This is a genomic window from Streptomyces europaeiscabiei (assembly GCF_036346855.1).
GTDB classification, from domain to species: Bacteria; Actinomycetota; Actinomycetes; order Streptomycetales; family Streptomycetaceae; genus Streptomyces; species Streptomyces europaeiscabiei.
Window position 1 is genome coordinate 1,940,457 of record NZ_CP107841.1, and the last position, 21,744, is coordinate 1,962,200.

Annotated in this window: 19 protein-coding genes and 1 tRNA gene; 5 read left to right on the forward strand and 15 right to left on the reverse strand. The window is 71.3% G+C overall.

Annotated features, from left to right (window positions below; genetic code table 11):
- Positions 1-35: 35 nt before the first annotated feature.
- The 9 genes from ruvA to pgsA all read right to left on the reverse strand — a co-directional run bounded on the left by ruvA (position 36) and on the right by pgsA (position 7,589).
- Complete coding sequence (ruvA, locus tag OG858_RS08245) at positions 36-641, reverse strand: Holliday junction branch migration protein RuvA (RefSeq protein ID WP_046704891.1); 606 nt, start codon at positions 639-641, stop codon at positions 36-38.
- Entirely contained in the window at positions 638-1,222 is a 585-nt protein-coding gene (ruvC, locus tag OG858_RS08250) for a crossover junction endodeoxyribonuclease RuvC (RefSeq protein WP_319265560.1), read from the reverse strand. Before ruvC ends, ruvA begins: the two co-directional genes overlap by 4 nt.
- A 145-nt stretch (positions 1,223-1,367) precedes the next feature.
- Positions 1,368-2,120 carry a YebC/PmpR family DNA-binding transcriptional regulator gene (locus OG858_RS08255; RefSeq protein ID WP_037701510.1) on the reverse strand — a complete coding sequence of 251 codons (753 nt, stop codon included), beginning with the start codon at positions 2,118-2,120 and terminating at the stop codon, positions 1,368-1,370.
- Positions 2,121-2,168: 48 nt separating this feature from the next.
- Positions 2,169-2,777: a pyridoxal 5'-phosphate synthase glutaminase subunit PdxT gene (pdxT, locus tag OG858_RS08260; RefSeq protein WP_037701512.1), complete on the reverse strand. Its 609-nt coding sequence runs from the start codon at positions 2,775-2,777 to the stop codon at positions 2,169-2,171.
- A gap of 6 nt (positions 2,778-2,783) precedes the next feature.
- The gene (gene pdxS, locus OG858_RS08265; RefSeq protein WP_086748856.1) at positions 2,784-3,701 is read right to left on the reverse strand and encodes a pyridoxal 5'-phosphate synthase lyase subunit PdxS; all 918 of its coding nucleotides are present in this window, start codon (positions 3,699-3,701) and stop codon (positions 2,784-2,786) included.
- A 264-nt stretch (positions 3,702-3,965) separates the two neighbouring features.
- Entirely contained in the window at positions 3,966-4,511 is a 546-nt protein-coding gene (locus tag OG858_RS08270) for a LemA family protein (RefSeq protein ID WP_086754586.1), read from the reverse strand.
- Positions 4,512-4,705: 194 nt separating this feature from the next.
- Positions 4,706-5,866, reverse strand: a complete 1,161-nt coding sequence (locus tag OG858_RS08275; protein ID WP_319265556.1) for a glycosyltransferase family 4 protein — start codon at positions 5,864-5,866, stop codon at positions 4,706-4,708.
- A complete protein-coding gene (locus OG858_RS08280; protein ID WP_086747698.1) occupies positions 5,863-6,852 on the reverse strand; it encodes a phosphatidylinositol mannoside acyltransferase in 990 nt (329 codons plus the stop codon). Before OG858_RS08280 ends, OG858_RS08275 begins: the two co-directional genes overlap by 4 nt.
- The gene (pgsA, locus tag OG858_RS08285; RefSeq protein WP_086747697.1) at positions 6,849-7,589 is read right to left on the reverse strand and encodes a phosphatidylinositol phosphate synthase; all 741 of its coding nucleotides are present in this window, start codon (positions 7,587-7,589) and stop codon (positions 6,849-6,851) included. The genes OG858_RS08280 and pgsA overlap by 4 nt, the downstream gene beginning before the upstream one ends.
- A 275-nt stretch (positions 7,590-7,864) precedes the next feature.
- Here pgsA and OG858_RS08290 point away from each other — a divergent pair, with 275 nt between their 5' ends.
- Positions 7,865-10,063: an elongation factor G-like protein EF-G2 gene (locus OG858_RS08290; RefSeq protein ID WP_086747696.1), complete on the forward strand. Its 2,199-nt coding sequence runs from the start codon at positions 7,865-7,867 to the stop codon at positions 10,061-10,063.
- Positions 10,064-10,330: 267 nt separating this feature from the next.
- Positions 10,331-12,001, forward strand: a complete 1,671-nt coding sequence (locus OG858_RS08295; RefSeq protein WP_319265553.1) for a hypothetical protein — start codon at positions 10,331-10,333, stop codon at positions 11,999-12,001.
- A 213-nt stretch (positions 12,002-12,214) separates the two neighbouring features.
- Here the strand turns inward: OG858_RS08295 and OG858_RS08300 are convergent, their stop codons facing one another.
- Positions 12,215-12,775 carry an HIT family protein gene (locus OG858_RS08300; protein ID WP_086747694.1) on the reverse strand — a complete coding sequence of 187 codons (561 nt, stop codon included), beginning with the start codon at positions 12,773-12,775 and terminating at the stop codon, positions 12,215-12,217.
- Positions 12,776-12,842: 67 nt separating this feature from the next.
- On the opposite strand from OG858_RS08300, the gene OG858_RS08305 reads away from it, so the two are divergent.
- Complete coding sequence (locus OG858_RS08305; protein ID WP_086747693.1) at positions 12,843-13,499, forward strand: potassium channel family protein; 657 nt, start codon at positions 12,843-12,845, stop codon at positions 13,497-13,499.
- Positions 13,500-13,551: 52 nt separating this feature from the next.
- Here the strand turns inward: OG858_RS08305 and thrS are convergent, their stop codons facing one another.
- The 3 genes from thrS to OG858_RS08320 all read right to left on the reverse strand — a co-directional run bounded on the left by thrS (position 13,552) and on the right by OG858_RS08320 (position 17,619).
- Entirely contained in the window at positions 13,552-15,528 is a 1,977-nt protein-coding gene (thrS, locus tag OG858_RS08310) for a threonine--tRNA ligase (RefSeq protein ID WP_319067352.1), read from the reverse strand.
- Between the two features lie 100 nt (positions 15,529-15,628).
- On the reverse strand, positions 15,629-17,056 hold the full coding sequence (locus OG858_RS08315) for a hypothetical protein (protein ID WP_328545024.1): 1,428 nt from the start codon (positions 17,054-17,056) through the stop codon (positions 15,629-15,631).
- A complete protein-coding gene (locus OG858_RS08320) occupies positions 17,053-17,619 on the reverse strand; it encodes a DUF4365 domain-containing protein (protein ID WP_037701541.1) in 567 nt (188 codons plus the stop codon). The genes OG858_RS08315 and OG858_RS08320 overlap by 4 nt, the downstream gene beginning before the upstream one ends.
- 168 nt (positions 17,620-17,787) lie before the next feature.
- Between OG858_RS08320 and OG858_RS08325 the strand changes: the two genes are divergently transcribed.
- Positions 17,788-18,513 (forward strand): 3'-5' exonuclease, encoded by a 726-nt coding sequence (locus OG858_RS08325; RefSeq protein WP_086749982.1) that lies wholly within the window; start codon positions 17,788-17,790, stop codon positions 18,511-18,513.
- Positions 18,514-18,550: 37 nt separating this feature from the next.
- Here the strand turns inward: OG858_RS08325 and OG858_RS08330 are convergent.
- A tRNA-Val gene (locus tag OG858_RS08330) sits at positions 18,551-18,622 on the reverse strand.
- Positions 18,623-18,661: 39 nt separating this feature from the next.
- The gene (locus OG858_RS08335) at positions 18,662-19,120 is read right to left on the reverse strand and encodes an SRPBCC family protein (RefSeq protein ID WP_086749983.1); all 459 of its coding nucleotides are present in this window, start codon (positions 19,118-19,120) and stop codon (positions 18,662-18,664) included.
- Between the two features lie 66 nt (positions 19,121-19,186).
- On the opposite strand from OG858_RS08335, the gene OG858_RS08340 reads away from it, so the two are divergent.
- Positions 19,187-21,655, forward strand: coding sequence for an SCO7613 C-terminal domain-containing membrane protein (locus tag OG858_RS08340; protein ID WP_107482385.1), 2,469 nt, complete (start codon positions 19,187-19,189; stop codon positions 21,653-21,655).
- The last annotated feature ends 89 nt before the right edge of the window (positions 21,656-21,744 follow it).

Here is a 21,744-nt window from a genome sequence, read left to right on the forward strand (position 1 = left end):
TCGTACGGGTTTCGTACGAGGGCCCGACAGTCCGGTCAGCGGGCTCTGTTGAGGGTCTGGAGGGCGGCCTTCAGCAACTGGCCCACCTGGGGCGTGCCTTCGGCGGCCTCGGCCTGGGGGGCCACGGCCGACACCGCCTCGTCCGCCTCGCGGGTGGCGTATCCGAGGCCGATCAGGGCGGCGTGCAACTGGTCGCGCCAGCCCTGGGTGACCGGGGCGCCGATCGCGGGGGCGCCGATCGGCTCGCCGAGGCGGTCCTTCAGTTCGAGCAGCAGCTTCTGGGCACCCCTCTTGCCGATGCCGGGGACGGCGATCAGCGCCTTCTCGTCACCGGTGGCCACCGCCCGGCGCAGGGCGTCGGGTGTGTGCACGGCGAGCATCGCCTGGGCGAGGCGCGGGCCGACGCCGCTCGCGGTCTGCAGCAGCACGAAGACCTGCCGCTCGTCGTCGTCCATGAACCCGTACAGCGTCAGCGAGTCCTCCCGTACGACGAGGGAGGTGGCGAGCTTGGCCGGCTGACCGAGCCGCAGCGTGGACAGCGTGTTCGGCGTGCACTGCAGGGCCATGCCGACCCCGCCCACCTCGACCACCGCTGTGTCGGGAGCGAGTGCGGCGACCGTGCCGCTGACGAAGGCGATCATGCCGTACGGCCTTTCAGTGCGTTCGATGTGCGCGAGGTGTTCGCCGCGCGCGAGGTGTTCGCTGCTTTGGTCGCCTGCAGGGCGACGGCCTGCTGGAGGCGGTTCTGTGCGGGAGCCCGCCAGATGTGGCAGATGGCGAGGGCGAGGGCGTCGGCGGCGTCCGCCGGTTTCGGAGGTGCGTCGAGCCGGAGGAGACGAGTGACCATGGCGCCGACCTGGGCCTTGTCGGCGCGGCCGCTGCCGGTGACGGCGGCCTTGACCTCGCTGGGCGTGTGCAGGGCGACGGGGATGCCGCGGCGGGCGGCACACAGCATGGCGACGGCGCTTGCCTGGGCGGTGCCCATGACCGTCCTTACGTTGTGCTGGCTGAACACCCGTTCCACGGCGACGAATTCGGGGCGGTGTTCGTCGAGCCACTGCTCGATGCCCTGCTCGATCGCGACGAGACGGAGCCCCAACTCCGCGTCCGCGGGCGTGCGGACGACACCGACGCCGAGCATGGTGAGCGGCCGTCCGGCGACACCCTCCACGACTCCGACCCCGCAACGGGTCAGCCCCGGGTCCACCCCCAGTACGCGCACACGACCCTCCCATCGATCACCTGTTTGTGCAGGCTATCGGGTGCCACTGACAACAGCGGAGAACGCGACGGGCCGACGGGGTGTGTCCCGTCGGCCCGTCGAAGTCCATCGGCCGTGGAGCCCGTTCGGCTCGGCCGGCGGAGCGCTACGCGTCGACCTTGGCCATGACGTCGTCGCTCACGTCGAAGTTGGCGAAGACGTTCTGGACGTCGTCGCTGTCCTCCAGGGCGTCGATCAGCTTGAAGATCTTCCGGGCGCCCTCCTCGTCCAGCTCGACCTGCATGGTCGGGACGAAGTTGGCCTCGGCCGAGTCGTAGTCGATCCCGGCCTGCTGGAGGGAGGTGCGGACCGCGACCATGTCGGTGGCCTCGCTGAGCACCTCGAAGGCCTCACCCAGGTCGTTGACTTCCTCGGCACCCGCGTCGAGCACGACCTCGAGGACGTCGTCCTCGGACAGCTCGCCCTTGGGGACGATCACGACGCCCTTGCGGTTGAAGAGGTACGAGACGGAGCCCGGGTCCGCCATCGAGCCACCGTTGCGGGTCATGGCGACGCGGACGTCGGAGGCGGCCCGGTTGCGGTTGTCGGTGAGGCACTCGATGAGCACCGCGACACCGTTCGGACCGTAGCCCTCGTACATGATCGTCTCGTAGTCGGCGCCACCGGCCTCGAGGCCGCCACCGCGCTTGACCGCGGAGTCGATGTTCTTGTTCGGGACCGACTGCTTCTTGGCCTTCTGGATGGCGTCGTAGAGAGTCGGGTTGCCCTCGATGTCGACGCCACCCATCCGGGCCGCGACCTCGATGTTTTTGATCAGCTTCGCGAAGAGCTTGCCGCGCTTGGCGTCGATCACGGCCTTCTTGTGCTTCGTCGTAGCCCATTTAGAGTGGCCGGACATCTGCCTGTCTCCTTCGCGTAACCCAACTCCGTACGAACCCGAGAGATCCTACAAGGACTCCGCCGCCCGGTTCGCGCGCACCATCTCGACGAAGAGGGCGTGCAGCCGGTGGTCGCCGGTCAGCTCCGGGTGGAACGACGTGGCGAGGGCGTTGCCCTGGCGTACGGCGACGATGTGGCCGTCGTGCTCGGCGAGCACCTCGGTCCGCGCGCCCACGGATTCGACCCAGGGGGCGCGGATGAAGACGCCCTCCACGGGATCGCCCTCGACGCCCCGCACGTCGACCGCCGCTTCGAAGGACTCGTTCTGGCGGCCGAAGGCGTTGCGGCGCACGATCATGTCGATGCCGCCGATGGTCTCCTGGCCCGAGCGGGGGTCGAGGATCTTGTCGGCCAGCATGATCAGTCCGGCGCAGGTGCCGTAGACGGGCATGCCGTCATGCACGCGCGCGCGGAGGGGTTCCATCACGCCGAAGAGGACGGCCAGCTTGGAGATGGTGGTGGACTCGCCGCCGGGGATGACGAGGCCGTCCACCTCGGCGAGTTCCTCGGGGCGCCGAACCGGCCTGGCCACGGCATCGGCCGCGGCCAGGGCGACGAGGTGCTCCCGTACGTCGCCCTGGAGGGCCAGGACGCCTATGACGGGGGTGTCGCTCATGGGTGCTTACCAGCCCCGGTTCGCGTAGCGCTCGGCCTCGGGGAGGGTGTCGCAGTTGATGCCGACCATGGCCTCGCCCAGGTTGCGGGAGGCGTCCGCGATGATCTTCGGGTCGTCGTAGAAGGTGGTGGCCTTCACGATGGCGGCGGCGCGCTTGGCCGGGTCACCGGACTTGAAGATGCCGGAGCCGACGAAGACGCCCTCGGCACCGAGCTGGCGCATCAGCGCGGCGTCGGCGGGGGTGGCCACACCGCCGGCGGAGAACAGGACGACCGGGAGCTTGCCCAGCTCGGCGACCTCCTTGACGATCTCGTACGGGGCGCGCAGCTCCTTGGCGGCGGCGTACAGCTCGTTGTTGTCGAAGCCGCGCAGCTTGGCGATCTCGTTCTTGATCTGGCGCAGGTGACGGACGGCCTCGACGACGTTGCCGGTACCGGCCTCGCCCTTGGAGCGGATCATGGCCGCGCCCTCGGCTATGCGGCGCAGGGCCTCGCCGAGGTTGGTGGCGCCGCAGACGAAGGGGGTCGTGAAGGCCCACTTGTCGGAGTGGTTGACCTCGTCGGCCGGGGTGAGGACCTCGGACTCGTCGATGTAGTCCACGCCGAGGGACTGCAGGACCTGGGCCTCGACGAAGTGGCCGATGCGGGACTTGGCCATGACCGGGATGGAGACGGCCTCGATGATGCCCTCGATCATGTCCGGGTCGGACATCCGGGCCACGCCGCCGTCCTTGCGGATGTCGGCGGGGACCCGCTCGAGGGCCATGACCGCGACCGCGCCCGCGTCCTCGGCGATCTTGGCCTGCTCGGCGTTGACGACGTCCATGATCACACCGCCCTTGAGCTGCTCGGCCATGCCGCGCTTCACGCGGGCGGTGCCGGTCTCGGGGGTCGGGGCGGAGGGGCTGGAGAGCGTGCTGGACACGGGATTGACCTCGCTCGGGGAAGGGGGTTTCTGCAAGCTCCGAGGAAACGCGAGGGGACCAGGCCACTGCAAGGGCCAATGGGGAGGCGGTGGCTCGTTTTCCGGCACGGTCGTGGCTGAGCTGGGCTTTCTTCGCCCCGCCTCCCCTGCCCGTTTCCCATCCCCTGGGGCGCTGCCCCTTCGACCCCGAGGAGCGGGTTTCTTCGAGTGCGGGTGGGTGGGGGCTTGTCTCGCAGTTCCTCGCGCCCCTGAGGGGGCCGGGGGTTACGTGGTCGGTCTTTCCGCCACGGCCGCCGGGGGCTCGTCGTCCATCTCGAAGGCCATCGGGAAGGGTGCGTGGCCGGCCAGGCGGAACCAGCGGACCGTGCGGTGGCGGCGGAGGGCGCGGGCCGCGCGTACGGCGTCGTTGTGGAAGCGACGGGCCATGGGGACCCGGCGGACGGCCTGGGCCAGTTCGTTCGCGGCGTCCTCACCGCCGGGCGCCTCGCGCACCACCTCCACCTGCTGCGCGTCCGCGAACACGGCTCGCAGTGCCTGGCTCAGCTCGCTCTCGGCAACCTCGCGCTGTTCCTCCTCGGCCTGCCGCGCCGCGTGCGCCGCCTCGTAGAGGACGATCGAGGCGGCCGGGTCCAGCACTCCGGACGTGGCCAGCTCCTGGGCGACCGACGCGCGGCGCAGCAGCTGCGCGTCGAGGGCGGCGCGGGCGGCGTCGATGCGCGCGTGCAGTCGGTCGAGGCGTCCCGCGGTCCAGCTCAGGTAGAGGCCGATCGCGAAGAGGACGACCGCGATCCAGATGAGTGTCGAAGTCACGGGCGGCAAGGCTACTACCGGTGTCCACCACAGCCACGTACGTGTTCAGCGCCCCGCCAGGGGCACGGGGAACTGGGCGACCGCCCCCACACACCCGCGGCGAAGGAACCCACCGCGGCGGGGGTCCGGGGGCGCAGCAGCCCCCGGAGGGTGGGACGGGTAGGGGCGGCGGGGCGGAACACGAAGCCCCGGCATCAGTCCCGGGCGAACCCCAACCGCGCCCGCAATCCGGTCCGTTCGTCCGCCGCCACCGAGGCCGCTCCCTCCGTGACCGTCTCGTAGACACCGAGGATGTCCGCCCCGACGGTCGACCAGTCGAACCGCCGGACGTGGGCACTGCCCCGCTCGCGGAGCTCGGCGCGACGGACCGGGTCGCCGAGCAGGCGTACGGCGGCCGCCGCCAGGGCGTCCGCGTCCTCGTTGGCGAAGAGTTCGCCCGCACCGCCCTGGTCGAGGACCTGGGCGAAGGCGTCGAGGTCCGAGGCGAGGACGGGGGCTCCGGCGGACATGGCCTCGACGAGGATGATGCCGAAGCTCTCGCCGCCGGTGTTGGGGGCGACGTAGACGTCGACGCTGCGCAGGAAGCGGGCCTTGTCCTCGTCGCTGACCATGCCGAGGAACTCGACGCGCGAGCGCAGCTCCTCGGGCAGCGTCTCCACCGCCTCCTCCTCGTCGCCGCGCCCGGCGACCAGCAGCCGGGTCCGGGGGCGCTCGGCGAGGATCTTCGGGAGGGCCCTCATCAGCACCGGCAGGCCCTTGCGGGGTTCGTCGATGCGGCCGACGAAGCCGAGGGTCTCGCCCTGCCAGTCCGGGTTGGGCTTGGCGCGGGCGAAGAAGTCGACGTCCACGCCGTTCGGGATGACGACCGCGTCGCCGCCCAGGTGTTCGACGAGGGTGCGGCGGGCGTACTCGCTCACCGCGATCCGCGCACTGATCTTCTCCAGCGCGGGCTGCAGGATCGGGTACGCGGCGATCATCGCCCGGGAGCGCGGGTTGGAGGTGTGGAACGTGGCGACGATCGGACCCTGCGCGGCCCAGCAGGCCAGCAGGCCGAGCGACGGGGAGGCCGGCTCATGGATGTGGATCACGTCGAACGTGCCGTCGTGCAGCCAGCGCCGTACCCGGGCCGCCGACAGGAAACCGAAGTTCAGGCGGGCCACCGAGCCGTTGTACGGCACCGGGACCGCGCGGCCCGCGGAGACGACGTACGGCGGCAGCGGGGTGTCGTCGTCGGCGGGGGCGAGCACCGACACCTCGTGGCCGAGGCGGATGAGGTGGTCGGCCAGGTCACGGATGTGGAACTGGACTCCCCCGGGCACGTCCCAGGAGTACGGGCAGACGATCCCGATCTTCACGCGCGGCCCTTCTCGGAACCCGGCTCCGTGGCCGTCTCGGAACCGCTGTCCGAACCCGTCGCGGGAGTCGCGGGCCCGTCGGGACTCTTCGCGGGGTCCAGGTCCGCGAGCCACAAGCGCTGGAGCATGTGCCAATCCTCCGGGTGGTCGGCGATGCCGGTGGCGAAGGCGTCTGCCAGCGCCTGTGTCATGACAGACGTCTTCTCGGCGCGGGTACCTGTCTCGGGTGTCTCGATCGGAGCGTGCACACGGCCCCGCATGACGGGCGAGTCGTCGTACCAGAGCGTCACCGCCAGCAGCAGCGCGCCGGTCTGCTGGGCGAGGAGGGCCGGCCCGGCGGGCATTCGGGCCGGCTCGCCGAAGAAGTCGACCTCGACGCCGGACGCGGACAGGTCGCGGTCGGCGACCAGGCAGACCAGGCCCCCGTCGCGCAGCCGCCGTGCGAGGGTGCCGAAGGCGGAGCCGCCACTGTGCGGCAGGACCTCCATGCCGAGGCCCTCGCGGTAGGCGACGAAGCGGTCGTAGAGCGTCTCGGGCTTGAGGCGTTCGGCGACCGTCGTGAACGGGGTTTTCAGCTCGGTGGTGGCCCAGGCGCCGGCAAGGTCCCAGTTGGCCAGGTGCGGAAGCGCGAGCACGACGCCCCGGCCGGAGGCTAGGCCGTCGGTGAGGTGGTGCACGTCCTTGCAGTCGAAGCCGGTCCTGATGCGCTCCTCGCTCCAGGCGGGGAGGCGGAAGGACTCCATCCAGTAGCGCAGGTAGGAGCGCATGCCCGCGCGGGACAGCTCGGCGAGGCGCTCGGGGCTCGCGCCCGGCACCACGCGCGCGTAGTTGGCCTCCAGGCGCCGTACGAGGGGGCCGCGCCGCTTCCAGGTGGCGTCGGCGATCGTCCGGCCGAGGCGTACGGCGACGGGCTCCGGGAGCTTCTTCACGGTGCTCCAGCCGAGGCCGTACAGCCCGTCGGTCAGACGCTCCCGCAGAGCGCTCACGGGGTTGCCTCGCTGTTCCGGGCGGTGTCCGGCGTCTCCTGGGCGGACGCGGCGGCCGCCTCCGCCTCGGCCTCGGCGGATTCGCGGCGGACGGTGACGACGCGCTGGATCAGCGTGACGAGGCTGCCGACGGCGACGATCCACAGCGCGATGGGCAGCAGGACATCGACGCCGGGCACGCCGAACGCGTGCATGCCCGACAGACCGGCCGCGACCAGCGAGATCACCAGGCGCTCGGCACGCTCCACCAGTCCGTTGACCGCCACCGGCAGACCGATCGACTCGCCGCGCGCCTTGGTGTACGACACCACCTGGCCGCTCGCCAGACAGAAGATCGAGACGGCGCACAGGGCGATGTCGTCGCCCTTGCCCGCGTACCAGAGGGCGAAGCCGCCGAAGATCGCGCCGTCGGCGACCCGGTCGAGCGTGGAGTCGAGGAAGGCGCCCCAGCGGCTGGAGCGGCCCATCTGACGGGCCATGTTGCCGTCGACGAGGTCCGAGAACACGAACAGCGTGATGACGATCGTGCCCCAGAAGAACTCGCCCCGGGGGTAGAAGACCAGCGCGCCCGCGATCACTCCGGCGGTACCGAGGAGCGTGACCGTGTCGGGGCTCACACCCCTGCGGATCAGAAACGCGGCGAACGGTGTGAGGACACGCGTGAAGAATGCACGCGCGTACTTGTTCAGCATGGCCTTCCCGAGGGTCGGTGTCGCCGCGTGGCCCCTGCTGGCCATCCGGCTGGCCCATCGTAGCCACGCGGTCGCGTGTGCGACCGTCGGGCATCAGCCCGCCGTGTCTTGTCCTGATGGCGCCGGTGGCACGGCGGGATCGCGGAGCGGGCGTACCGGGCCGCACCCGGGCCGCGGGGAGCGATCGCGTCCCTCGTATGGACGCGCGGTGACGCGGGTGCAAAGCTCGAAGGCACCGCGGGCGTCATCGGAGCCGCCACCGCACGCGGATCCGCATGTCCGCGCCCACAGTGACCTCACCGTGCACGGGAGGCAGGACCATGGGCGACAAGGCGAACGCACACCCCGGAGCCGCCGGCAGGGCTACGGCGGCCGACCACCCCGCGTCCGTACGGAATGTGGTGCTGGTCGGCCACTGCGGATCGGGCAAGACGACTCTGGTGGAGGCTCTCGCGCTGACGGCGGGAGCGGTGAACCGGGCGGGCCGTGTGGAGGACGGCGGCACCGTCTCCGACTACGACGAGATCGAACACCGGCAGCAACGCTCGGTGCAGCTCTCCCTCGTCCCCGTCGAATGGGGCGGGTACAAGATCAATCTTCTGGACACACCCGGATACGCCGACTTCGTCGGGGAACTCAGGGCCGGTCTGCGAGCGGCGGACGCGGCCCTTTTCGTCGTCTCGGCCTCGGACGGCGTCGACGGCTCGACCCGCATGGTGTGGGAGGAGTGCGCGGCGGTCGGCATGCCACGGGCGATCGTGGTCACACACCTGGAGGCCGCGCGGGCTGACTTCGAGGAGATGACCAGAATCTGCGCGGAGACGTTCGGCGGGGACGACCCCGACGCAGTACTGCCGCTCTATCTGCCGCTGCACGGCCCTCAGGGGCCGGACGGGCACGCGCCCGTGACCGGTCTGACCGGGCTGCTGTCGCAGAAGCTGTTCGACTACTCCTCCGGTGAGCGCAAGGAGTCCGAGCCGGGCCCCGAGCAGCTGCCCGCGATCGAGGAGGCCCGCAACCGGCTCATCGAGGGGATCATCGCCGAGAGCGAGGACGAGACCCTCATGGACCGCTATCTCGGCGGTGAGGAGATCGACGTCTCCACTCTCATCGACGACCTGGAACGGGCCGTCGCCCGCGGGGTCTTCCACCCCGTGCTGGCCGCCGCCCCCGCGGCCGACGGCGCCAAGCAGGGTCTGGGCACGGTCGAACTCCTCGAACTGGTCACCGGCGGCTTCCCCACCCCTCTGGAGCGCGAGGCGCCCGCGGTCACCACCCCCGAGGGCAGGCCCCGCGAGATCAAGGCGGCCTGCGACCCGGACGGACCGCTGGTGGCCGAGGTCGTGAAGACCGCCAGCGACCCGTATGTGGGCCGTATCTCCCTGGTACGGGTCTTCTCCGGGACGCTGCACCCCGACGAGACGGTGCACGTCTCCGGGCACGGGCTCGCCGACCGGGGGCACGAGGACCACGACGTCGACGAGCGGATCGGCGCCCTGTCCACCCCGTTCGGGAAGCAGCAGCGGACGCTCACGCACTGCATCGCGGGCGACCTGGCGTGTGTGGCGAAGCTGAACCGCGCGGAGACCGGGGACACCCTTTCGGCCAAGGACGACCCGCTGCTCATGGAGCCGTGGGAGATGCCCGACCCCTTGCTGCCGCTCGCCATCCAGGCACACAGCAAGGCCGACGAGGACAAGCTCTCCCAGGGCCTCGCCCGGCTCGTGGCCGAGGACCCGACCATGCGGCTCGAACAGAACCAGGACACCCACCAGGTGGTCCTCTGGTGCCTGGGCGAGGCGCACGCCGACGTGGCGCTGGAACGGCTGCGCAGCCGGTACGGCGTCCAGGTCGACGTCGTGCCGCACAGAGTCTCCCTGCGGGAGACGTTCGCCGACAGGTCGGCCGGGCGGGGCCGGCATGTGAAGCAGTCCGGCGGGCACGGGCAGTACGCGATCTGCGAGATCGAGGTGGAGCCGCTGCCCGGCGGCTCGGGCATCGAGTTCGTCGACAAGGTCGTCGGCGGCGCGGTGCCCAGGCAGTTCATCCCGTCCGTCGAGAAGGGGGTGCGGGCGCAGGCGGCCAAGGGCGTCGCGGCCGGCTATCCGCTCATCGACGTACGCATCACGCTGCGGGACGGCAAGGCGCACTCGGTGGACTCCTCGGACGCCGCGTTCCAGACGGCGGGCGCACTGGCGCTGCGTGAGGCCGCGGTGGACGCGAGGATCCATCTCCTGGAGCCGGTGGCCGAGGTGTCGGTCCTGGTCGGCGACTCGTACGTGGGCCCCGTGATGAGCGACCTGTCCGGGCGGCGTGGCCGGGTCGTCGGCACCGAGCAGGCGGGTGGTGGGCGCACCCTCGTCCGGGCCGAGGTACCGGAGATCGAGATCGACCGGTACGCCGTCGATCTGCGTTCCCTGTCCCACGGCACCGCGCGCTTCGGCCGCCGGTACACGCGGCACGAGCCGATGCCCTCCCATGTGGCCGAGAAGGTCCGCGAACAGACCAAGGAGCACTGACGGTTCGGGATCGAGGGAAGGTCCGGCGACCTCTCGGCGGACGGCCCCGGCCGTCCGCCGAAGGCCGTGGGGCCGGACGAGGCCGGTGCACGGCCCGTGGATTGCGTGAATGTCCGTTCTTCGCACCGCACGATGTCCATGGCTGCGGATACGCTGATCACCTGATCGACAAGTATGGCTCGATCAGGCCCGGATCGGGTTATGACCTGATCAACAGGTGTGCGGAGCACGGAAGTCGGGAAGAGCCGCAGGAGCGAGTGTGCGGCGATGGGGGCGGCGGCGGTGGCGGACAATTTCGATTTCACTCCCGGGGCACAGGTGCCGCTGATGGGCACCGCGGGCCAGACCGCGGCGACGTACGCCCTGGCGTCCGCGGCCTACCGGGACAACGAGATCGCGGAGATCCTCAAGGCCAACAACGACTGGCACAAGTCCACGGTCAAACCGGGCCGCAAGTGGGCGACCATCTTCCGGCCGAACCTCGGGGAGGCGTTCTCCCTCGCGGTGCGGGACCGGATGGTCGGCGCGGGCCGCAAACCGCTCATCCAGTCCTTCGGCATGGAGCCGCAGGTCGTCGTCGAGCACTGCCTCGCGGCGAACAACATCCGCCGGGAGCGCGACAACTGGCTCTCGGCGGTGATGGTCCTGTGCGGCCTGCTCTTCCTGCCCGGACTGCTTCTCTGGCTGCTGGTCTTCCAGATCCGCACGACGGTCGCCAAGCGTGACAAGCGCGCCGGCGCACTCGGCACCACGCTGCTGGTCGCCGTGGGCGCCCTCGCCGTGATCTTCCTGCTCAGGATGCCGTTCGAGGGCATCTGGGCCTGGTACGCGCGTGCGTGCGTCGTGCTGCCCGTGGTCGGCTGGTTCTGGGCCAAGCAGATCTGCGAGCGCGCCGCCACGGACCTGCGGGACCGCTGGTCCGGCCTGCTGGCCGGCGGTGGCGTCGGCGCCAAGATCCCCGAGGCCGTGCCCGGCAGCCCCAACGAGACCAAGGCCGAGCAGCTGCGCAAGGAGCTCGCCCGGCTCAGCGCCGAACAGCGCTCCAACCTCGTCTTCTACGCCGGCCCCAAGGGCATCCTCGGCATGGGCACCCGCTGGGGCGCCTGGCAGCTCGCCGAGGACCTCGTGCCGGCCGACTCCGGCAAGGAGATCCACCCGTTCCGCAGCTGGGACGTCATACGCGCCATCCACGACCAGCTGCGGATGCTGGAGCGCACCCCTCTCAACACCGGTGGTTTCACGGCGCCCTCCATCAAGCACTGGGTCGTCAGCCCCATCGGCGAGGGCGCCGGTGCGGTGGCCCGGCCCGACAGCACCGACGTGGACGCCTACCAGTACAAGAACCACGCGATACAGGAGATCTGCAACAAGCAGCACTTCGGCAGCGGCAACCGGCACTACCTGGGTGTCCAGTGGACGCTCTGGGACGGCCAGTTGATCATCACCATGATGGTCACGGTCACCGTGCTGCACCAGACGCTGCGCATCGAGGTCACCGGGCACGCCCTGGGCCCGGTGCACGGACTGTTCACGACCGGGCCGGCGGCCAAGGAGAAGGAAGTCCAGAAGTCGCTGAGGTTCTGGGAGACCCGCAAGGTGAAGCTCCCCCTCGTCGACGCGGACGAGGTCGTACGGCTCGCCGCGCGCGCCCCGCTGACCTGGTATCCGCCGCTGCTCAACTGGCTCGGCGGGTCCATGGGCCTGCCCGAGCCGTTCGGCCTGCGGCACGCCTGGGCCGACCAGCCGTGGCGGCACCGTTTCATGGCCGACGACGCGCTGCGCGCCGCGACGCCCGTGCTCCGCGTGGTGCACAACGCCGCGATCAAGGTCCTCAAGGACAACGGCGTGGACACCGAGAAGTTCGGCTCGCGGGCCGGGTTCCTCAGCGGGGCGGTGCAGGACCCGACGCCGCGGAAGGCGGACCTCTACGACGCGTGAGCGCTGCGCTCGCCTTGGCCGGGGGTGCGTGAGGTCGGGCGCCGATTTCGTCCGCGGGCCCGGTGGGGGCTGGTCGCGCAGTTCCCCGCGCCCCCGAAAACAGGGGCTGCGCCCCGTGCTTTTCGGCCCGAGGGGCCATAGACCCTTAGGGCCGCGGGGAACTGTGCAAGAGGCCCCACGCACCCGCGGACGAACGACCACCCGACCCGGCAGTCACACCGTGGGCCAGGCCTCCGCGAGCATCTTCCTCGTGTCGGCCAGGAGTTGGGGCAGGATCCGCGTGTGGCCGACAACCGGCATGAAGTTGGTGTCGCCGCCCCAGCGAGGGACGATGTGCTGGTGGAGATGGGCCGCGATGCCCGCTCCCGCGACCGTGCCCTGGTTCATGCCGATGTTGAAGCCGTGGGCGCCTGAGGCGGTGCGCAGGGCGGTCATGGACTGCTTGGTCAGCTCGGCCAGCTCGGTGGTCTCCGGCCCGGTGAGATCCGTGTAGTCGGCGACGTGCCGGTAGGGCACGACCATGAGGTGGCCGCCGTTGTACGGGTAGAGGTTGAGCACCGCGTACACGTGCTCCCCACGCCTGATGATCAGGCCGTCCTCATCCGATTTCGCCGGAATCGAGCAGAACGGACAGCCGTCGTCGGCGCCGGGGCCGGTCGGCTTGTTCTCACCCTGGATGTACGCCATCCGGTGGGGCGTCCACAGGCGCTGGAACGCGTCCTGCGTTCCCACTCCGATCTGCTGCTCCGGCTCACTCGTCATGCAGTGCAGCATATGACTTCGCCCGTTCGCGGCGTGTCGCCGGGTACCGGGGCGGGCCGGGCGAGGCCAAGCTGAGGCGATGGACCTCGACAGCCGCGCGCTCCGCTGGGAGCAGCGCACCGGACGCGTCCTCGCCGGGGCGTCGGCTCTCTTCCTCGCCTCCTACACGGTACGGGTGCTCGCCCACAGCCTCCCTCAGGGCTGGCTCGACCTCTGTCTGGCGGTGACCCTGCTGACCTGGGCGGTGTTCGCCGTCGACTACGCGGTGCGCTGGCGGCTGAGCGGGATGGGCCCGAGATTCGTCCGCGTCCACTGGCTCGACACCCTCGTGCTGGTGCTGCCACTGCTGCGGCCCCTGCGTGTGGTGCAGATCCACGACAACGTGCGGCGTCACCACGCCCGGCCCCGGTTCTCCCTGCACGCGCGCGTGGCCGTCTACGCGGGCCTGTCGGCGACCCTGCTCGGCTTCACCGCCGCCCTCGCCGTCTACCAGCAGGAGCACACGGCCCCCGACGCGACGATCCTGACCTTCGGGGACTCCGTGTGGTGGGCCTGCTCCACGCTCTCCACGGTGGGGTACGGGGACGCCACACCCGTGACCCCGCCGGGGCGGCTGATCGCCGTGTTCCTGATGGCCTGCGGTCTCGCGCTGCTCGGGGCGGTGACGGGGTCGTTCTCGTCGTGGCTGCTGCAGGTGTTCGCACGGGAGGACGAGCGAAGGCCCCCGGGAAGCTGAACCCCGGAGGCCTTCGACGACGTACGTGGATCACTCACGTACACCGCGTGTCTCAGATCTGGACGCGGTCCTCCACGACCTTCGCGATCTTCGCGATGGCCTCCTCGACGGGGATGCCGTTCTCCTGGGAGCCGTCGCGGTAGCGGAAGGAGACGGCGCCGGCCGCCATGTCCTCGTCACCCGCGATGACCATGAAGGGCACCTTGGCCTTCTGTGCGTTGCGGATCTTCTTCTGCATACGGTCGGAGGAGGCGTCGACGTCGACGCGCAGCCCCTTCTTCTTCGCCTCGGCGGCGAACTTCTGCAGGTACTCCACGTGCGCGTCGCCGATCGGGATACCGACCGCCTGGACGGGCGCCAGCCATGCCGGGAACGCGCCCGCGTAGTGCTCCAGGAGGACGGCGAAGAACCGCTCGATCGAGCCGAACAGCGCGCGGTGGATCATGACCGGGCGCTGCTTGGAGCCGTCCGGGCCGGTGTACTCCAGGTCGAAGCGCTCGGGCAGGTTGAAGTCGAGCTGCACCGTCGACATCTGCCAGGTGCGGCCGATGGCGTCCTTGCACTGCACGGAGATCTTCGGCCCGTAGAACGCGGCGCCGCCCGGGTCCGGGACCAGCGGGAGGCCCTGCTTCTCGGCCACCCGCTGCAACGTCTCGGTGGCCTCCTCCCAGGCCTCGTCCGAGCCGACGAACTTCTCCGGGTCCTTGGTGGACAGCTCAAGGTAGAAGTCCGTGAGGCCGTAGTCGCGCAGCAGGTTCAGGACGAAGGTCAGCGTCTTGTCGAGCTCGTCCGCCATCTGCTCACGGGTGCAGTAGATGTGCGCGTCGTCCTGCGTGAAGCCGCGCGAACGGGTCAGACCGTGCACGACGCCTGACTTCTCGTACCGGTACACGGTCCCGAACTCGAAGAGGCGCAGCGGGAGTTCACGGTACGAACGACCACGCGCGTCGAAGATCAGGTTGTGCATCGGACAGTTCATGGGCTTGAGGTAGTAGTCCACGCCATCGTCGAGCTGCATGGGCGGGTACATGCCGTCGGCGTACCAGTCCAGGTGGCCCGAGGTCTCGAAGAGCTTGCCCTTGGTCGCGTGCGGCGAGTAGACGAACTCGTAGCCCTCCTCCTCGTGCCGCTTGCGCGAGTAGTCCTCCATGACCCGGCGGATGATGCCGCCCTTGGGGTGGAAGACGGCAAGGCCGGGGCCGACCTCCTCCGGGAAGGAGAACAGGTCCAGCTCGTTGCCGAGCTTGCGGTGGTCGCGCTTCTCGGCCTCGGCGAGGAAGTCGAGGTGCGCCTTCAGCTCCTCCTTGGAGGGCCAGGCGGTGCCGTAGATGCGCTGGAGCATCGGGTTCTTCTCGCTGCCGCGCCAGTACGCGGCGGCGTTGCGCATCAGCTTGAACGCGGGGATGTTGCGGGTGGTGGGCAGGTGGGGACCGCGACAGAGGTCCTTCCAGCACAGGTCACCGGTCTTGGCGTCCAGGTTGTCGTAGATCGTCAGCTCGCCGGCGCCGACCTCGACGTCCGCGCCGTCGTCGGAGGAGGCCGAGCCCTTGAGGCCGATCAGCTCCAGCTTGTACGGCTCGTCCGCGAGCTCCTCGCGGGCGGCCTCGTCGGTGACGACGCGGCGAGAGAAGCGCTGGCCGCGCTTCTGGATCTCCTGCATCTTCTTCTCGACGGCCTTGAGATCCTCGGGCGTGAACGGCTTCTCGACGTCGAAGTCGTAGTAGAACCCGTCCCGGACCGGCGGGCCGATGCCCAGCTTCGCCTCGGGGAAGAGCTCCTGCACGGCCTGGGCCATGACGTGCGCGGTCGAGTGGCGCAGGATGTTGAGGCCGTCCTCGGAGGAGATCTCCACGGCCTCGACGGTCTCGCCGTCCCGCACCTCGTACGCGAGGTCCTTCAGCTCACCGGCCACGCGGGCGGCGACGACGGTGCGCTCGCCGGCGAAGAGGTCGGCGGCCGTAGTGCCCGTCGTCACCACACGCTCGTCCCGCTCGGAATCGCGTTGGATGATCACACGGACGTCGGACACCGGTTTCTCCTACCTGAAGGGGCGGCCCGGTCGTCTGCTGCGCCTGGGCCATCGGGAAGGATCGTACCGAGCCCGGGGTGCTCCTCGCGAAACAGATACCTCAGTCCCCTCCGCAGGCCTCCTCGAAGAAGGCCGTGATCTCCGCGGTCTCCTGGAGCGACTTCATCAGCCGGTCCCGCTCCGCCTCGTCGACCTGCACGGGTGCGATCCCGTCGGCGTTCGTGAGCCGCCGGAACCCGCCCCGGCTCTCCAGCCGCCCGTGCACCCGGACCGGCAGTCCCACGAGATGGGCCTGCCCCGCTATCCGGTACGACTCCTCGTCCAGGGTCATGCGGACGTGCGGGACCTCGGCGCCGGCGATGACCCGCATCCGTACGGTGCCCTCGCCGCGCGCCCCCGACCGGCGCATCCGCACGACGGCCCCGGTGATCCGCACCGGCATCGAGGGTTCCTCGCGCAGATAGCGGGCCCCGGCCTCGCGCAGCACGGGCAGGTCGCCCGGTGAGAACTCGACGGGCTCGGCCGGTGTCGCGCCCCCCTCGGGGACCCCGGCGGCAGGCGCCCAGTCGACGGCGACGCGGGCGCCCTCGGTGCCGCGGACGAGGGCGACGAGGGCCTCGGTCAGCTCGTGGCTGACCCCGGCCTCGACAGCGCCGTCGAAGGCGTCCATGCCGCCGGTGGCGCGCTGGTAGTCGATGGCCTCGCGGGTGGCGTACAGGGCCTGGTGGAGGCGCAGAGCCAGGGGGCGGCCGGTGGCCACGGGGACGAAGGCGGTGAGGCGGCGGCCGCCGGGAGCGGCGCCGACGAGGACCTTGTCGAGGGAGGCGGCTGCGGGCAGGCGGTGCCGGGCGCCGTAGTAGCCGGCACGGGCGCGGGTGGCCAGCGCCGCCGCGAGGAGCATCTGACGGGCGGACGAGCGCAGTTGGTCCTCGACAACCCAGGAGGCGGTGCCCAGCGGCCCGGTCGGCACGTCCCGCCACCAGTGGATCTCGTCGCTGGGCACGGCGAGGGCGGTCAGCACGTCCCGCGCGGCGGGCGAGCCGCTCCGGGACAGGGCCGTGAGGGCTTCGCCGAGCAGGTCGTCGCTGTCGGGGAAGGCCCGGTTCTCGGGCACGAGCAGGCTCATGCCCCGCCCGGCCGGCTCCGGTGGGGTCCAGCGGCCGTACCGTCCGGCGGCTCCGCCGCGTCGCTGCCAGCCGTGTCGGCCCAGCAGGGCTCCGAGGACCGCGGGGTCGACCTGGGCGGGGTCGGGCGGCCGGGTCCAGGTGGGCTCGACAGGGTGGGGGCGCACGGGGCGTACGGGCTCCCCTATGGGACGGCGTACGGACACGTCCTCCCCGTAGGGACGTTTCGTCGGACCGCCCTCGTCATGGGGACGACTCATGGGCCTGTCCTCGGCGTAGGGGCGTCGGCCGGACGTCTCCCCGCGGTGCGGGCGTCGGCCGGACGCGTCGTCGTAGGGCTGTCGGCCCGGCCCCTCGCCGTAAGGGGGCGGTCCGGTGCCGTCGTCGATGGGGCCGTGGGTCACGGTCTGCCTCCCGTTCCGACCCGCGTCATGATCTCGCAGAGCGCTCGGTCGTCGAAGATGCGCGAGGTCGGTATGCGCACGGTGGTGCGGTGCCGACCGGTGATCGGGTGTCCGGCGAGGTTGATCCAGTAGCAGCAGTGCCGCAGGTCGAGCCGGTCGTGGCCGGCCCGCAGCCACTGCTCCTGCGATCTGGGGACGATCATCACGACCAGGATCTTGTGCACCGAGACGGGGGTGCGGGCGAGTTTCGCCAGGTGCTGGTTGTCGAGAGTGAAGGAGAAGAACCGGCCCGTCGGGTTCGCCGCGAGCTGGTAGGTGGCCTTGAGCTGCACCTTGATGGTGACTTCGTCGTCGACGGTGTGACCGGGCGAGCCGTGGCTGACGTGCCAGTCGATGCCGTTGTCAGGAAAGGGCTGGGAGAGGGAGCAGCCGGCCGCGGCGGCCACGGCGTGCAGGTAGCCCACCTGCAGGGTCTCCATGCAGGCGGTGGTGGCGAGGGAGCCGCGGAGCGGTGCCGCGTGCTCGGGCAGCAGCCCGCCCCGCTCGGGCTGCGCTATGGCCATGACCAACAGCCTTCCAGTGCTGGTGTGTCCCTGTACCGAGCCCCTGAACTGCGCAGACCCGTACTTCTGTTGTCTCCTTCCGGCGTACGGCGCAAACAGCCCGGGTATCACCAAACTGGCAGAAGACGGGACGTCAGCTGCCGTGGGTGAACGAGGAGTTGTGAACCTATGACGTGTTGGTACGAGGGGCCCTTGGCGGCATTCGACACGGAGACCACTGGTGTGGACGTCGAGACCGACCGGATCGTGTCGGCCGCCGTCGTCGTCCAGGACGCGCCCGGCACCCGTCCCCGGGTGACGCGGTGGCTGGTGAACCCGGGCGTGCCGGTGCCCGCCGGGGCGACGGCGGTGCACGGGCTGACGGACGAGCAGTTGCAGCGCGACGGCCGCTGGCCTGCGCCGGTGATGGAGGAGATAGCCAGGGCGCTGGCCGAGCAGGCGGTGCGCGGCCGTCCGCTGGTGGTCATGAACGCGCCGTTCGATCTGACGCTGCTGGACCGTGAGTTGCGGCGGCATCGCGCCTCGTCGCTGGACCACTGGTTCGAGGCGACCCCGTTGCGGGTCCTCGATCCGCGGGTCCTGGACAAGCATCTGGACCGTTACCGCAAGGGTCGGCGCACCCTCACCGATCTGTGCGCGCACTACGAGGTCGTCCTGGACGGCGCGCACGACGCGGGGGCCGACGCACAGGCGGCGATGGACGTCGTCCGCGCTGTGGGGCGCCGCTTCGCGACCCGTCTCGCCCGTCTCTCCCCCGCCGAACTGCACACGCTGCAGGCTGTGTGGCACGCGGCGCAGGCACGCGGTCTGCAGGCCTGGTTCGCGCGCAGCGGCACGGAGGAGGCGGTGGACCCTGCGTGGCCGCTGCGGCCGGAGCTGTCGGCGGCGGCATGAAAAAAGCCGGTCCGCGTGGCGGACCGGCTTTACCCGGTGGGCGATACTGGGTTCGAACCAGTGACCTCTTCGGTGTGAACGAAGCGCTCTCCCACTGAGCTAATCGCCCGGGAACGGACTGAACAATACAGGTCCCGACGGGTCTGGTTCAAACCGCTTGGCCATGGGCCGCGAGGTACGCGAGGAGTCCTCGTCGGCCTGCCCGCATCATCAGCGCGTGGTTGGCCCGGAACACGGGCCGTCCCGGCACGGCGAGCCGTCTCAGCAAGGGCTTGGCGACATCGACTTCCTGGTCGTAACGGGCGAGGGTGCCGGGCCCGTCGGCGGTGAGCGTCCAGCGGGCCCAGCCGTCCAGGTCACCGGTCATCTCGATCTCCAGGATCCCGGCCGCCGCGTCGCGCCGCACCTCCCGCGCGGTGAAGGCGAGGTCGTACGGCAGGGCCGAGCGGATCCGGATGATGCCGGTGGTGTCGTCGATCCGGATCACCTCGCGGACCTGCGGCCACCAGTGCGGATAGTCGTCGGCCCGCTGGAGCACGTCATACACGGCGGCGGGCGGCGCGGGCAGGTCCCAGCGGCTGCGGAAGCGGTAGTGGCACCAGTCCATGGTCGGATTGTGCCTGCACAGGGGCGTTCCGTGCGGGATCTGAGTACGTCCTGAGTACCCACACTCATGCCGTACGGCGTGACACGGACCACACTCCGGGACATGACGCATTCTCCGTCCCCGGCCGAGGAGTTGCGGGTCCTCGACTCCGAGCTGCGGCAACTCGACGCCCGCCGCGCCTTCCTGCTGGCGCGCCGCGCGTGGCTGCTGAACGTCCTGTACACGCCGACGCCCGCACCCACCGCTCCCTCCGTACCGCCCGTGCGGCGCCCCGAGGCGACGGCGCCGAGCGTCCAGAACGTGCTGCTGCTCCTCGGTGGCGTTCTGCTGACCGTCGCGGCGATCGCGTTCACGCTGGTCAGCTGGGGAAACCTGGGAATCGCCGGCCGGGCCCTGGTCCTCGGCGCGGTGACCGTGGCCGCGCTGGGCACCCCGGTGCCGCTCCTGCGCCGCGGCCTGCGCTCGACCGCCGAGACTGTGTCCGGTCTCGGTCTCGCCCTGACGGTCCTGGACGCGTACGCCCTGCACGAGGTCGTGTTCACCGGGGCGGACGGCACGGGCTACGCCGCGGCCGCGGCGGCGGTGCTGGCGGTGGTGTGGGCGGCGTACGGGCTGGGACTCGGCGCGCTGGTGCCCCGGGCCGCCGACACCGACTCGGCGATCACCCGCACCGCCCTCGGTCTGCCGCTCCCCCTCGCCCTCATCGCCGCTCAACTCCCTTTCCTCCTCTGGTCGTTCGCGATGAACGCGGGCGTGGAGACGGTCACGGCCGTGGTGCTGGTGACAGCGGCGGCCGACACCGCGATCGCGCTCCGGGTGTCCCACAAGCCGGTACGGATCGTCGCCGTCGTGGGCGCGTTCGGCTGGGGTGTCTGGGGTGTCCTGGCGGCCGGGTGGCTCTCGTGGGCCGCCGCCGGCCCGAGCGCCGCCGCCCGTGCGGCGGCGCTCCTCGCCCTCGCCGCGGCGATCGCCCTGACCACCGCCTGGCTCACCGCGAAGCCGACCCTGGCCCTCGGCACCGCAGTCGCCGGAGGGCTGCTCGCGGTGACGGGCCTCGGCGGTATCGCCCGCGCGGCCCTGCCCGACATGTGGACGGTCCCGGGCTATCTGCTCTGCGGGATCGCCCTGTTGGCGACCGTACGGACGTCCGCTCCCGAGCCCGTACGTCGAGGCCTCGCCCACGCCTCCGCCGTCGTCCAGGCCCTCGCCCTGGCCACCGCGCTGCCGGTCGTGGCCATCGCGCTGCTCGGCCCGGTCAGCCGACTGGAGCACATCTGGTCCGGCGCGCCCGAGGACGCCCGTGCGGCGGTGACGCTCGATGTGCCGTGGCCCCCGAACGCGGCGACCGTGCCTCTCATGCTCGCCGTGGTCGCCGGCGTGCTGGCTCTGACCGCGCGCACCGCCTCGTGGCGCACCCAGGCCCTGGTCGGCGCCTTCGTCCTCGCCTGGGCGACGGCCCTGGCGCTCCCGGCGGTCCTCGAACTGCCGTACACGGCCGGGCTGGTGGCGCACGGCCTCGTGTGCGTGGCCACGCTCGCCTTCGCGGGCCTCTCACGGTCGACGGAAACCCAGCGGCTCCGGGCACCGCTGCCCCTCACCGGCGCGCTCCTGGCCCTCGTCACGTCCCTGAACCTGGCCCTCCACTCCCTCGCCACCGAACCGGTGACCCTCACCGTCCTCGCCGCCTCGACCGTCCTCTTCGCGGCGGCGGCATGGCGCACGGGCCTCGGCCCCCTCACCGCGCCCGCCTCCCTCGTCCACGCCACCGCCCTGACCTGCGCGATCGGCGCGTCCGTCGGCTGGGAGCCGCAGCATACGGCCCTGCTCGTCCTCACCGTCCCGGCCGTCGCGGCCCTACTCGCGGCACGCCTCGGCGCCGCGCCCATGACCATCCCGGTCGAGGCGGCCGGCGCCGCGGCCGGCCTCCTGGCGATCGCCCTCTCCGCCACGCACCCGCCCCTGCTGGCCCTGACCCTCGCGCTCTGCGGAGTCATCGCCGCGGGTACGGCCGTACGACCGGACCGCAGAGCCGTCGGCTACGCCTCCGCCGCTCTGTTCGTGCTGGCCTCCTGGGTACGACTGGCGGCCTGGGAGGTCGGCTCCCCGGAGGCGTACACGCTGCCGGTGACCGTCCCGGCCCTGGTCGTCGGCCACCTGCGCCGGCGCCGGGACCGGACGACCTCGTCCTGGACGGCCTACGGCCCGGGACTCGTCGTCACGCTCGTCCCGAGCCTCGTCGCCGCCTGGGGCGACCAGCACTGGCTCCGCCCCCTGCTGCTGGGCGCCGCCGCCCTGGCCGTCACGCTGCTGGGCGCCCGCCACCGCCTCCAGGCCCCACTTCTCCTCGGCGGCGCCGCACTCGTCCTGGTCGCCCTGCACGAACTCGCGCCGTACATCGCCCAGGTCGTCGACACCCTCCCCCGTTGGGTGCCTCCCGCACTCGCGGGCCTGGTACTGCTCGCCCTGGGCGCCACGTACGAACAGCGGTTGCGTGACGCACGGCGTATGCGGGACATGCTCGGAAAGCTCGGCTGAGGCGCCCCGTCAGGGTCGCGGGGAACTGCGCGCCCGGCCCCGACGGGCCCGCAGTTCCCCACAACGCCGAGCCCCCGGCGCCCCGAGCG